Below are 12285 nucleotides of genomic sequence, written 5' to 3'. Positions count from 1 at the left end.
CATGACAACAAGTTACTCTCGCAGTCATGGCTGAATGTAGTTTCCCTCTATTAAATTTCACGTCGACAAATCTTACAAATCGCGTCCGGCAAGATAGCTTTGCGAGCCTAAGTTATTGATGTCAAAGAAAAATAGTTTCCTGGCCCACCGTTTGCTTTAATGTCGCTCCGTTAATTTATTTACAACAGGGAGCTCATTTATGCTTAGTAAAAAAATCCTGGTTGCCGCCCTGGCCACCGTTTCCACTGCCGCCAGCGCCGCCACCTTCCATTTCACTGGCAATATCGCCAACCATAATGACGTCGTCACGACGACGTTCACCCTCGACTCCGCTGCCACGAACATTCGTGTATGGACGGATTCCTTCATGGGTGGCACCAACTTCGATCCGATCACCGCGTTGTGGAACGCAACGACGGGCGCACTGATCAGTCAGAACGACGACAATCCCAGCGTCGACCCAGCCACGCAAACCTATTACGACTCCGGCTTTAACATTGCGTCGCTTGATGCCGGCACCTACTTTTTCACGGTCGCCACGTATCGCAATTTCGCCTTGGGTGGCAACATTGCCAACGGCTTTGCCTATGACAGTCAGACACCGATCCCGATGAGCGATTGGTGCCAGCCGTATAGCCACTGCAATATGGGCACCGCGTGGAGCGTCAGGCTGGACGGCGTGTCGAGCGCCAGCAATCCGAATAGCCCCAGCCAGGTTCCCGAACCGGCAAGCCTGGCCTTGCTCGGCATTGGCCTGGCCGGCCTGGCAAGGCTGCGCAAGCAAAAGCCCTCGGCTTAATTCCTGATTGCGTCAATAGATGCGCAAACGGCCCCGTTCTTCGGGGCCGCTTGTTTTTTGAAGGCTCGCATCGGCATGACGCCGCCCGAGCGCGCTTGAAAGATCACTCCTGTATCTTGCCGCGCAAGAGTTTGGTCCGGCCATGCAGCTTTTTCCTTTCAAGACGCTCTTTCTGCGAGCCGAAGGTCGGTTTCGTGGGTCGCCGCCGGCGCGGGGGCACGGCAATGCTTGCCACCAGTTCGCGCAGGCGCTGCAAGGCTTCTTCCTTGTTCTTTTCCCGGCTGCGGTGGGCTTGCGCCTTGATGATCACCACGCCTTCTCTGGTGATACGCTGGTCGTTCAGGGCGAGCAAGCGCTCCTTGAGCGGTTCCGGCAGGCTTGAGGCGTGGATGTCGAAGCGCAGGTGAATTGCGCTCGAGACCTTGTTGACGTTCTGCCCGCCAGCGCCTTGCGCGCGAATGGCGGTGAATTCGACTTCGTTCTCGGACAGGAGCGGGGTGTGCATACGATCAGCCTAGACCGCTTTGCCCGCCGTTGCAAATGCGCCCGGTCAAGACCTCATGCCCAGACGTCAATGCTGCCGCCGTGCGGCTGAAGCCCCGTGCGCTTGATTTCGTTGATGCGTTCCGCCTGCTTGTTACCGTCTTGCAAGCCCTGGTCCACCACCTGCTGCCGCACGCGACGCATGGACTCCGCGACTTGGGCATCCACCTCGCTTTGCTGCTTGCGGATTTCGACGATCTGTTGCAGGTAGTTTGAAACAGAAGATATTCCGCCAACGTCCATGCGTCCTCCACGTGCCGAAAAAGGCCGTATTATCGCCGAACTTGACGTTTTCTACACATCGTCTGCGGGGCAACATGGCGTCGCGGTGTCCGGGCTGGCTTCCGGACACCGCATCAGCTTTTTCCCGACTTACGGCAGCCTCAGTTCAAACACGCCATCTCCGGCCGTGAAGGCTAAGGTCTTCGTGCCCGTGATCGTCAATCCCGACGGACGGTGAATGTTGCGCAAGGCTTGTTCTGTCACCGACGGGCCGGCCACCGTCGTCACCACACCCAGCGGCGTAACGCGCCGTATCGCGCGGCTGTCGGCCACGTACACGTTGCCATCGTCATCCACTGCCAGGCTGCGCGGCGAATTGAAGCGTGCGCTGGTGCCGGTACCGTCTTGCGTGCCAAATTCGAACGGGGCGCCGGCAAGCGTGGTGATGACGCCGTCCGGGGTGATCTTGCGGATCACGGTGCTGCTTTCGATGACATATACGTTGCCTGCGACGTCGACGGCCACGTCCTGCGGCAATCCGATGCGCACATCCCCGCCGCCGGCGAGAATCGACATGGCGCCCTGCGGCGTGATCTTGCGTATCAGATCCGCGCCGCGGTCGGCCACGTACACGTTGCCGTTGCGGTCCACCGCCACGCCCTGCGGCTCGACGAGCTGCGAGGCAAAGGTGGTGACCGCGCCGACCGGCGTCATGCGACGGATCAGGTTGTTGTTGAAATCGTCGCTGATGAAGACGTTACCGGTCGGGTCGGTCGCCACATCGCGCGGCAGGTTGAAGCGCGCGGCGGAACCGGTACCGTCGGCGTTGCCCGTCTCGCCCGCCGCGCCGGCCAGGGTGGTCACCGCGCCGTTCGGTGCAATGCGCCGTATCGTGTGGTTGCGCGAATCGGCCACATACAGGTTGCCGCTGCCGTCGCGGGCGATTCCGAGCGGCTCGTTGAACAATGCCGCCGAACCGGTGCCGTCGGCACTGCCGGTGCGCGGCGCGGCGCCAGCCAGCGTGGTAACGCTATTGCCGGGCACAACCTTGCGGATGGTGTGATGGACCTGGTCGGTCACGTACAGGTTGCCGTCCGCGTCGGCAATGATGCCGGTTGGTGCCATGAAGCGCGCGTTCGCAATCGTCCCGTCGGCGCTTCCCGGTTCTGCCGGCGTGCCGGCAACAGTGCTCACCGTGCCGTTGGGCGCAATGCGGCGGATCGCGTGGTTGCCCCGGTCGGCCACATAGAGATTGCCGGCCAGGTCGATGGTGATGCCTTGCGGGTAGCGGAAGCGCGCCTGCGCGCCCGCGCCATCGGCAAAGCCGAGCACGGTGTCGAACGAGCTGCTGCCACCGGTTCCTGCCAGCGTCGACACGGTGCCGTCCGGCGCGATCTTGCGCACCGATGCGCTGATGTCGAACGTGTCAGACATGATCGGGCCGGGCACGAAGCCGCCGTCGGTGACGTATAGATTGCCCGCGTTATCGATCGCGATGCCGTTGAGCTGGGTGAATGTCGCGGTGCTGGCGGGGCCGTCCTGCGCGCCGGTCTTGTTGGCCTGACCGGCAATCGTGCTGACTTGCCCTGACTGCGTGATCCTGCGCACGGTGCGGGCGTCAGTGACGAAGATCGCGCCGCTGGCATCGACCGCGATGCCCATCGGGCTGCCGCTGAACAGCGCCTCGGCCCCCGTACCGTCAGTACTGCCGCTCACGCCGGTCTTGCCAGCCAGGGTGCTGACCACGCCCGTGGCCGTGATCTTGCGGATGTTCGAGTTGCCGGGGTCGGCGACATAGATAGTGCCAGCGCTGTCGACCGCGATGCCCGATGGCGCCGAGAAGCGTGCGGCGGCGCCCTGGCCGTCGGCATTGCCGATTTCTCCCGGCGTGCCGGCTAGCGTGGTGACCGTTCCGTTCGCGCTGATCTTGCGGATCACGCTATTGCCATGGTCTGCCACGTACAGGTTGCCCTGCGCATCCCTGGCGATGCCGGCCGGCGTGTCGAAGCGGGCGGACGTGCCCACGCCGTTCGCGTCGCCGGCGCCGAAATCGTTTCCGGCGACGAGGAATACGCCGGCGGTGGCGGGCGGCGTCGTTCCGCCTGCTGGCGGCGTGATGGTGCCGGCACCCGGTGTCCCATTGTTGACATTCACATCACCGGCCACGAGGAGGATGAAGATATTGTTAGTGACGTTGCCGTTGGAAGCGATGATATTGACGACGTTATTGACGTCGACATTGACTGTTGTCGGCGGGATGTACTGCACGCTGCCGCCGGTGGTGCCGCTGAGTTTCCCGGGGCTGCCGGGCGCCAGCGTCCACTGCGTCTGTGTCGCGTTGCTCGTCGCGTTAGCCGTGAGCGTGATGTTGGGGCCGCCGGGTGCAGTCTGGTCGCGGTCCGATTCGATGCTCAGCCCGCTGGCTGTCGGCGTCGAGGAACCGCCCGTGCCGGCGGGCGTTTCGGGCGTCGCTCCGCTGCCGGTATTGTTGTTTCCGGTATTGGTCGCGCCGGGCGTACCGCTGCCGGAACTGTCGCCGCCGCCACCGCCTCCGCCGCCGCAGGCAGCAAGTACGGCAACCAGCATCAGGGTCATCAGATAACCGATCCAGGAGTGGACCGGGTTTGCTGCAGGCAGGCGGACAGTGGCACGCGTCATGATTCCTCCGGACATAGGCTGGAATGACGCCGGACATCATGTAAGCCCGTTACGGCTCAGATGTGCGCGTCATTCGCTCGGCTTCTGAGGCTGGTTCTTGTGCTTGTGCCCGCGTCCGACAGCATGGCGGCAGGGAGCAAGGGGGGATCGATAAGCGGAAGAAAGGCGCTCAGGTTCGGAGGAAAGACAACAAGGCGCGATTTTCTTTCTTGGGGTTTGCAGATTTACTGATAACGATCAAGCCACTTTCCGAACTGAATCTCACAGCTGAGGACCGAGCAACAAAAAGCCCTCCACATGGGAGGGCTTGAAATCTGGTGCTGGTATTCACTCCGACCGCCAGCTCCGGTGGATGCAACCTATTCTTTTGAAAACGATGTCTCACTCCGACGACTGCATGGGGGGCAATACTACAGGCAGTAGTCGCCCGGTCAGGTGCTTGTTACATTGAGTAACGTCATTGCGTTTTCCTCGATGTCAATCTTGCCACGGCCTGTATTGGACCGACATTTCCAATCGCTAGCCATGCGCATTGAAAAGGGACAGTCATCCCTTCTGCGTTCCCAGTTCGTCCAGCAGCTTGAGCACAATGCGCGCAGCCTCTTCCGATGACGCCGGATTCTGCCCGGTGACGAGGTGGCCGTCGACTTGGACATGGCTGGTCCAGTCGGGGCCCTTGGAATAGATGCCGCCGCATTGCTTGAGCATGTCCTCGACCAGGAAAGGCACGATCTTGGTCAGCTGTACCGCCTCTTCCTCCGAGTTGGCGAACCCGGTCACATGCTTGCCTTCGACCAGCGGGCGGCCATCATGGCGCTTCGCATGTCGCAGCGCGCCGGGGCCATGGCAAATGGCGGCAACCGGCTTGCCGGCCGCAAACATGCTCTCGATAAGCAGGATCGAAGCGCTATCTTCGGCCAGATCCCACAGCGGCCCATGGCCTCCCGGATAGAACACCGCATCGGTTTCCTGCTGCGTCACACTCGACAGCAGCACCGTGTTTGCCAGCGCCTGCTGCGCGTCCCGGTCCTGCCTGAAGCGCCGGGTGCTCTCCGTCTGCGCGGAAGGGTCGTCGCTTTTCGGGTCGAGCGGCGGCTGTCCCCCCTTGGGTGAAGCCAGCGTGATTTTCGCGCCCGCATCCTTGAACACGTAGTAAGGCGCGGCACACTCTTCCAGCCAGAATCCAGTCTTTTTTCCAGTATTGCCCAACTGATCGTGGGAGGTCAGCACCATCAGGATATGCATCGCTCGGCCCTCGGGATGTTGTTGCTCGGTCAAGATAGACCGGGGCGCCGGTTCGAAAGTTCTGGCCGTGCCGAATTGCATCACCTCATTCTGATTCGCATGTATTACAGCCGATCAATGACTTCGCTTGCGACTGCGCAAACGAAGACAAAAATGCCCGGGCCTCGGTTGAGACTTCGCAATCGTGGCAGGTGTCTCATCCGTATATTGGGTCTTCCTCGGCAGTGCACGCCGGCGCTAAGCCTTGCTTGCCTGCCAGTTGCTTATTCACATTGAAGGAGGAAATTCATGTTGAAACACAAGAATTCAATGATTGCGCTGAGTGCGACTCTGCTCGTTGCATCCTGCGGGGGCGGCGGCAGCAGCGACAGCGCATCGGCACCGGTGTCGCCAGCCGCCTTTGGCGGCAACGGCACAACGACGACGTCGACCACGTCCGGCAAGGTGGTCGACGGTTACATCGTGAATGCCGAGGTCTTTTGCGATACCAACAACAATGGCGTGCGCGATGCTGGCGAACAGACGGTGCTCACCGATGCCCAGGGCTCCTTCACTTTCACTACCGCATGCTCCAGCACCATTGTTGCCAGCGGCGGCACCGATACGGCCACCGGCCTGCCACTGCGCAGCATCCTGAAAGCACCGGCCGGCAGCACCGTCGTCACCGCCGGGACTTCCCTGCTGGCCAATACCTCGCTGGCGCGCGACAGATTGGTCGCCGCGCTCGGCCTGCCCGCCGGCACCAATATCACGGGGCTCGATCCGGCTGCCATCGGCACCGGCGGTGCACTGGTGAATGCGACGCTGCTGCAGCGAACCCTGGCTCTGCAGCAGGTGGTGCAACAGATCGCCGATGCAATTGCGGCCCTGCTTCCGAACAGCACGCCGGCGCAGGCTCAGGCGATCTACGTTGAAACGGCGACGGCTGCCGGCAATGTGCTGCAGACAAGCAGTTCCACGACGCTGGTTAGTTCCGGCGGCACGGTCGATCCGGCGACGGTCAACGCCATCGCGCAGCAGGCGCTGGCCAATGTCGAGGCCAGCGCCGACGTCAGGCTGACCGAAGCGAAAGCGGCCCTCGACACGTTCAGCAAGGCCAATGTCGCCGCCCTGGTAGCGCCGGCCATCGCTACCCAGGCACAGTCACTGGCGACCTCCGTCAACTCCGACTCGCTGACCAGAGCGACGCAATCCGATACCACGGTAATCGACGCGGTACGGCAGGAGGCGGCACTGTTGAAATCCTCCGTCGGCAACAACGCCAGCCTGTCGGCGGCGGCCACATCGCTGCTCCAGTTGGTGGAAGCCGCGATTGCCGAGGCGAAGACGGCAGCGCTGACGGCGCGATAAGAACGTGACGGCGAAGGCACGGAAGCGCGCCGCCACGCCATTTTTTGCAGCAAGCCTTGACCCTCCCACCGTGGGATAGCCTACAGTAATGCTTTTCTACGGAGGGAAACTGCCATGTACGAATTGAAAGTCGAAGGAATGAGCTGCAACCACTGCGTCAATGCCGTCACCCGCTCGGTGCAGGAAGTCGACGCCGCCGCCAAGGTCGATATCGACCTGTCGCAGCAAACCGTGCGGGTCGCCTCGTCGGCCAGCCTGGCGGCGATCCAGTCCGCAGTCTCGGAAGCCGGTTATCCGGTTCTCTCCAGCTCGGCATCCTGACCGCCACGGTTGGCGCGATGGTGTCCGGTTGCGCAACCGTGCGTCGGCGCGTCCGGCATTTCCGGCGCTTCCAGGCTTTGCAGGATCGGGCATTCCGGCCGGTTGTCGCCGGCGCAGGCATGCACCAAGTGGGCGAGCGCATCACGCATTTCCGTCAGTTCGCGGATGCGCTGGTTCAGCTCGCCCACATGTTCCTGCGCAATCGCCCTCACTTCGGCGCTGGCGCGCCTGGGATCTTCCCACAGCGATAACAGGTCGCCGATCTGTTCCAGCGAAAATCCGAGCGTGCGCGCCCGCTTGATGAAGCGCAGCGTGTGCACGTCATTGTCGCCATACACGCGGTAGCCAGCCTCCGTGCGCCGGCTTGCGCGGATCAGGCCAATGCTTTCGTAGTAGCGGATCATCTTGGCCGTGACGCCGGATGCCGTTGCCGCCTGTCCGATATTCATCGCGTATCTCCTTTCATGCCGCCGGCTTGCGCGGCGCCCAGCGACGCAGCAGCAAGGCGTTGCTGATCACGCTCACCGAACTGAATGCCATTGCCGCACCCGCCACCACCGGGTTGAGCAAGCCGAAGGCCGCCAGCGGGATGCCGACCAGGTTGTAGATGAAGGCCCAGAACAGGTTCTGCCGGATCTTGCCGTAGGTGCGGCGCGAAAGGTCGATCGCATCCGCTACCAGGGCCGGGTCGCCGCGCATCAGGGTCACGCCGGCAGCGTGCATGGCGACATCGGTGCCGGTCGCCATGGCCACGCCGACATCGGCTGCCGCCAGCGCGGGCGCATCGTTGATGCCGTCGCCGACCATCGCGACAATGTCGCCGCCGGACTTCAGGCTCGCCACTTTCTCCGCTTTATCCGCCGGCAGGACTTCTGCGACGACGCGGTCGATGCCGAGCGCGCCACCGACTGCCGCCGCGCTGCCCTGGTTGTCGCCGGTCAGCAGCACCGTCTTGACGCCCAGTGCCTGCAGGTTGCGCACCGCAGCCTGCGCGCTCGGCTTGATCTGGTCGCCGAAGGCAAGCAACCCCAGCAGGTGGTTCGACGCGTCCATCGCCGCGATCCACGATACCGTATTGCCCTTGCCCTGCAATTCTGCCGCGCTCCCGGCCAGCGGCGCCAGATCGACGCCCAGCTCCTGCATCAGCCGCGTGCTGCCCAGCCGCAGGTCGAGGCCATTGACCTGCGCGGACAGCCCCCTGCCCGGCAGCGCCACGACATTGCTTGCAGGCAGCATAGCCACGCCTTGCGCCTGCGCGGCATCGACCACTGCGCGCGCCAGCGGATGCTCGCTGCCCTGCTGGATCGATGCGCCCAGTTGCAGCAGCAGGTCCTGGCCGATTCCGTTTGGCGCCGCTTCGGTCAGCGCCGGCTTCCCGACGGTTAAGGTGCCGGTCTTGTCGAACACGACAGTCGTCACCGAATGCGCGATTTCGAGCGCTTCCGCATCCTTGATCAGGATGCCGTGGCGCGCCCCGACGCCGGTGCCGGCCATGATCGCCGCCGGCGTCGCCAGACCCAGCGCGCACGGGCAGGCGATCACCAGCACCGCCACCGCATTAATGATCGCGTGTTCGGCATCGCCGCTGTGGAACCACCATGCCGCAAAAGTCACCGCCGCGATCACCAGCACGACCGGCACGAATACCGCACTCACCTTGTCGACCAGGTGCTGGATCGGCGCCTTGGCCGATTGCGCGCTTTCCACCAGCCGGATGATGCGCGCCAGCGTGCTCTCGGCGCCGACCGCCTCGGTGCGCACCAGCAGCAAGCCTTCGGCATTGATTGCGCCGCCGGTGACCTTGTCGCCGGGCTGCCTGGCCACCGGCAGGCTTTCGCCGGTGATCAATGACTCATCGATATGGGAGAGCCCCTCCAGCACGACGCCGTCCACCGCCACCCGCTCGCCCGGACGCACCACCACCACGTCGCCGCGCCGCACCTGGTCGATCGGCATGTCGACGTCCGTGCCATCCCGCCGCACGCGGGCGATCTCGGGCCGCAATACCTGCAGCGCGCGGATTGCCGCCGCGGTCTGGCGCTTGGCGCGCGCTTCCAGCCATTTGCCGAGCAAGACCAGCGTGATCACCACGGCCGACGCCTCGAAATACAGATGCGCCATGCCGCCGCCGTGTGAAAACAGCTGGTACACGCTCAGGCCGTAGGCGGCGCTGGTCCCCAGCGCCACCAGCAAGTCCATGTTGCCAGCGCCCGCCTTGACCGCCTTCCAGCCGGCACGGTAAAAGCGCGCACCGAGCCAGAACTGGACCGGCGTGGCCAGCGCAAGCTGTAGCCAGTCGGGCAGCATGACATGCATGCCGAACAGCTCCAGCAGCATCGGCACCACCAGCGGCAGCGACAGCGCGCCAGCAACGATAACTTTCAGAAAATCTTTGTCGCGAGCCACCGCCGGAGCGCCCTCTTGCGCGGCAGGCGCATTCCCGCTGTGATGCAGGCGCGCGTGATAGCCGGCCTTCTCCACGGCCGTGACCAGCGCATCGGGCGCAACGCCGGCGGCAAAGCGCACGTGCGCGCTCTCGGTGGCAAGATTGACCCCGGCGTCCAGCACGCCGCCCACCTTGCGCAAGGCCTTTTCCACCCGTCCCACGCAAGAGGCGCAGCTCATGCCCTCGATGTCGAGGTCGAGCTCCTCCTGCGCGATGGCGTACCCGGCCTTTTCCACCGCGCGCTGCATTGCGCCGAAATCGGCCGACGGCTCGGCCATAACCGCCACCCGCTCGGTACCGAGGTTGACATTGACCCGTTCGACGCCGGGCACCGTGCGCAGCGCCTTTTCGACGCGCGCCACGCAGGATGCGCAAGTCATCCCTTCGATACCAAAGGAAAATTCGTGTTGTTGGCCGGACGGAACCGGAAGAGAAGCTGCGTTGCCCATGGATTGCCTGTTCAAGAATCTTCGACGATGAGCGAAGTATGAACCTTCCCATGATGGGAGAGTCAAGTGCCGCGCGTGCTCCGCTTGGCTTTTTTACAAAACTTAATCCGGCACAAAATTCCCTGCTCGCGCGATCTGCCCCACCTGCGCCAGCGCGTCGTCCACCTGCGCATAGCGCAGGCGCACGCCGAGCTCGGTCTTGAGGCGCGTATTGCTGAGCCGCCTGGATTCCGACATGAAGGACAGCAGCACCGGCGAAACCGTTTGTTCGAGTTCGCCGCGCGGCAGGCGCGACGGATGCGGCAGGCCGAACGCATCCGCGACGGCGTCGAAGTACTCGCCCATTTTCATGTGCGAATCGTCGACCGCATGATAGGCGCGGCACGGGCTTCCCCGGTACAGCGCCGCCACGATGATGCGCGCCAGATCGTCCGCATGGATATGGTTGGTATAGACATCGTCTTGCGGCGCCAAGGCGGGCGTGCCCTTCTGCAGGCGCTCGACCGGCAGCCGGTCGGCGGCGTAAATTCCGGGTACGCGCAGAATGCTCAGGCGCGATCCGCTGCGCCTGGCCCAGGCGCGCAACGTCGCCTCCGCATCGACGCGGCGCAGGGCGCGCGCATTGCGCGGGTTGGGCCGCCGGGTTTCATCGATCAGGGCGCCGCCGCAGTCGCCGTACACTCCGGTGGTGCTGACGTAAACGAGGGTGGTCGCGTCGGGTAAAATGGCGGTCAAATTCCGGGTCCGGCAGTCGCGCAGGCCGTCCGGCTGGGGCGGCGCCAGGTGCACGATGTAGCGCGCCAGGCGTGCCAGCCGCGCCAGTGTGGCCGGCTGATCCAGGTCGGCCACGATGGGCACGGCACCAGCCGCGCGCAATTCATCACTGCGCGCGGCCTGGCTGGTGACAGCGAAGATGCGAAAGCGTCCGCGCAACAGCGGCAGCATGCGCATACCGACGTCGCCGCAGCCGAGGATCAGGAGACGCGGCCGGGCCAATTTGCTCATAGGTTTATTCATTTTCATCATCGGGATTGTATGACTTTCCAAGTAACAGTTCAGCCAAGCGGCCGGCAATTCAGCTGCGAAGACGACGAAACAGTGTTGGCCGCCGCCATTCGCGCCGGCGTGGGCCTGCCCTATGGCTGCAAGAACGGCGCCTGCGGCAGCTGCAAGGGCAAGCTGCTCGAAGGCACGGTCACCCACCGCACCCATCAGGAAAAGGCGCTGCCGGCGGCCGATGAAGCCAAGGGCTATTCGCTATTCTGCTGCGCCACACCGCAATCCGACATCGTGATCGAAGCGCGCGAAGTGCTCGGCGTCGGCGAATTCCCGATCAAGAAGCTGCCGACCCGCGTGGCGAAGATCGACCGCGTGGCCGACGATGTGGCAGTCGTGTCGCTGCAGTTGCCGGCCAACGAGCGCCTCCAGTACCGCGCCGGCCAGTACATCGAATTTATCCTGAGGGACGGCAAGCGCCGCAGCTACAGCATGGCCAATGCGCCGCACCAGGACGATTTCCTGACGCTGCATATCCGCCACCTGCCCGGCGGCGTCTTCACTGACCACGTGTTCAACAACCTGAAGGAGCGCGACATCCTGCGCTTCGAGGGGCCGCTCGGTACCTTCTTCCTGCGGGAAGACTCCACCAAGCCGATGCTGCTGCTCGCGTCCGGCACCGGCTTCGCGCCGATCAAAGCAATCATCGAGCACGCGATTCACAGCAAGACCGAGCGCCCGATGGTGCTGTACTGGGGCGGGCGCCGTCCCAAGGATTTATACATGCACGCGCTGTGCGAGGAATGGGCGCGCACGCTGCCGAACTTCAGGTACGTGCCGGTCGTCTCGGATGCGCTGCCGGAAGATTGCTGGAGCGGCCGGTCCGGCTTCGTGCATCGTGCCGCAGTCGAGGATCTGCCCGACCTGTCGGGCTACCAGGTGTACGCTTGCGGCGCGCCAGTGATGGTCGACGCGGCCAAGCGCGATTTTGTCGCGCAGTGCAAGCTGCCTGAAGACGAGTTCTACGCCGATGCGTTCACGACTGAAGCGGATCTGGCGAAGGCCTGATGCCACAAAAGTTTTTGACGCACTGCGCAAAAAGTCATACTATTGATTTTATGAATGCAACAGCCAAACTCCTGCGACGCCGTTCCCCGCTGCCCCAGCCTGGGATGCCGTGCGCGTAAGAGTTTGCTGCTCAACAAGCCACAGGCCCGCCCTGTGGCTTTTTTTTTGATACCCCATTTATTTTGTCC

At 63.5% G+C, this 12285-nt stretch carries 11 protein-coding genes; 4 read left to right on the top strand and 7 right to left on the bottom strand.

What is annotated here, in order from left to right; translation table 11 throughout:
• The first annotated feature begins 199 nt into the window (after window positions 1-199).
• Window positions 200-799, top strand: coding sequence for a DVUA0089 family protein (locus TSA66_RS24865; protein ID WP_040041970.1), 600 nt, complete (start codon window positions 200-202; stop codon window positions 797-799).
• 103 nt (window positions 800-902) lie between these two features.
• Here TSA66_RS24865 and arfB read toward each other — a convergent pair whose 3' ends face one another.
• The 4 genes from arfB to TSA66_RS24845 all read right to left on the bottom strand — a co-directional run bounded on the left by arfB (window position 903) and on the right by TSA66_RS24845 (window position 5467).
• The gene (arfB, locus tag TSA66_RS24860; protein ID WP_040041969.1) at window positions 903-1304 is read right to left on the bottom strand and encodes an alternative ribosome rescue aminoacyl-tRNA hydrolase ArfB; all 402 of its coding nucleotides are present in this window, start codon (window positions 1302-1304) and stop codon (window positions 903-905) included.
• Window positions 1305-1357: 53 nt separating this feature from the next.
• On the bottom strand, window positions 1358-1585 hold the full coding sequence (locus TSA66_RS24855) for a hypothetical protein (RefSeq protein ID WP_040041968.1): 228 nt from the start codon (window positions 1583-1585) through the stop codon (window positions 1358-1360).
• Between the two features lie 129 nt (window positions 1586-1714).
• Window positions 1715-4222, bottom strand: a complete 2508-nt coding sequence (locus TSA66_RS24850; protein WP_052452591.1) for an NHL domain-containing protein — start codon at window positions 4220-4222, stop codon at window positions 1715-1717.
• A gap of 546 nt (window positions 4223-4768) precedes the next feature.
• Window positions 4769-5467: a type 1 glutamine amidotransferase domain-containing protein gene (locus TSA66_RS24845; RefSeq protein ID WP_040041967.1), complete on the bottom strand. Its 699-nt coding sequence runs from the start codon at window positions 5465-5467 to the stop codon at window positions 4769-4771.
• A 288-nt stretch (window positions 5468-5755) separates the two neighbouring features.
• On the opposite strand from TSA66_RS24845, the gene TSA66_RS24840 reads away from it, so the two are divergent.
• Together TSA66_RS24840 and TSA66_RS24835 are read left to right on the top strand one after the other, a co-directional pair.
• Window positions 5756-6817, top strand: a complete 1062-nt coding sequence (locus tag TSA66_RS24840) for a hypothetical protein (protein WP_040041966.1) — start codon at window positions 5756-5758, stop codon at window positions 6815-6817.
• 114 nt (window positions 6818-6931) lie between these two features.
• Window positions 6932-7138 carry a heavy-metal-associated domain-containing protein gene (locus TSA66_RS24835; RefSeq protein ID WP_040041965.1) on the top strand — a complete coding sequence of 69 codons (207 nt, stop codon included), beginning with the start codon at window positions 6932-6934 and terminating at the stop codon, window positions 7136-7138.
• On the opposite strand, the gene cueR is transcribed toward TSA66_RS24835, so the two are convergent.
• From cueR to TSA66_RS24820, 3 genes are all read right to left on the bottom strand, one after another.
• The gene (gene cueR / locus TSA66_RS24830) at window positions 7108-7587 is read right to left on the bottom strand and encodes a Cu(I)-responsive transcriptional regulator (protein WP_052452590.1); all 480 of its coding nucleotides are present in this window, start codon (window positions 7585-7587) and stop codon (window positions 7108-7110) included. The genes TSA66_RS24835 and cueR overlap by 31 nt on opposite strands.
• A gap of 13 nt (window positions 7588-7600) precedes the next feature.
• A complete protein-coding gene (locus tag TSA66_RS24825) occupies window positions 7601-10033 on the bottom strand; it encodes a heavy metal translocating P-type ATPase (protein ID WP_040041964.1) in 2433 nt (810 codons plus the stop codon).
• Between the two features lie 102 nt (window positions 10034-10135).
• Complete coding sequence (locus TSA66_RS24820; protein WP_040041963.1) at window positions 10136-11038, bottom strand: SDR family oxidoreductase; 903 nt, start codon at window positions 11036-11038, stop codon at window positions 10136-10138.
• Window positions 11039-11068: 30 nt separating this feature from the next.
• Between TSA66_RS24820 and TSA66_RS24815 the strand changes: the two genes are divergently transcribed.
• Window positions 11069-12097 carry a CDP-6-deoxy-delta-3,4-glucoseen reductase gene (locus tag TSA66_RS24815; RefSeq protein WP_040041962.1) on the top strand — a complete coding sequence of 343 codons (1029 nt, stop codon included), beginning with the start codon at window positions 11069-11071 and terminating at the stop codon, window positions 12095-12097.
• Window positions 12098-12285: the final 188 nt, after the last annotated feature.

This window comes from Noviherbaspirillum autotrophicum (genome assembly GCF_000818395.1).
GTDB classification, from domain to species: Bacteria; Pseudomonadota; Gammaproteobacteria; order Burkholderiales; family Burkholderiaceae_D; genus Noviherbaspirillum; species Noviherbaspirillum autotrophicum.
Note: the sequence above shows the minus strand (reverse complement) of the source record. Positions and strands in the feature narration are given on the sequence as shown.

Bases quoted from the DNA above. Each gene is read 5' to 3' on its own strand.
- TSA66_RS24865 (WP_040041970.1), top strand. From the start codon at position 200: ATGCTTAGTAAAAAAATCCTGGTTGCCGCCCTGGCCACCGTTTCCACT.
- arfB (WP_040041969.1), bottom strand. From the start codon at position 1,304: ATGCACACCCCGCTCCTGTCCGAGAACGAAGTCGAATTCACCGCCATT.
- TSA66_RS24855 (WP_040041968.1), bottom strand. From the start codon at position 1,585: ATGGACGTTGGCGGAATATCTTCTGTTTCAAACTACCTGCAACAGATC.
- TSA66_RS24850 (WP_052452591.1), bottom strand. From the start codon at position 4,222: ATGACGCGTGCCACTGTCCGCCTGCCTGCAGCAAACCCGGTCCACTCC.
- TSA66_RS24845 (WP_040041967.1), bottom strand. From the start codon at position 5,467: ATGCATATCCTGATGGTGCTGACCTCCCACGATCAGTTGGGCAATACT.
- TSA66_RS24840 (WP_040041966.1), top strand. From the start codon at position 5,756: ATGTTGAAACACAAGAATTCAATGATTGCGCTGAGTGCGACTCTGCTC.
- TSA66_RS24835 (WP_040041965.1), top strand. From the start codon at position 6,932: ATGTACGAATTGAAAGTCGAAGGAATGAGCTGCAACCACTGCGTCAAT.
- cueR (WP_052452590.1), bottom strand. From the start codon at position 7,587: ATGAATATCGGACAGGCGGCAACGGCATCCGGCGTCACGGCCAAGATG.
- TSA66_RS24825 (WP_040041964.1), bottom strand. From the start codon at position 10,033: ATGGGCAACGCAGCTTCTCTTCCGGTTCCGTCCGGCCAACAACACGAA.
- TSA66_RS24820 (WP_040041963.1), bottom strand. From the start codon at position 11,038: ATGAGCAAATTGGCCCGGCCGCGTCTCCTGATCCTCGGCTGCGGCGAC.
- TSA66_RS24815 (WP_040041962.1), top strand. From the start codon at position 11,069: ATGACTTTCCAAGTAACAGTTCAGCCAAGCGGCCGGCAATTCAGCTGC.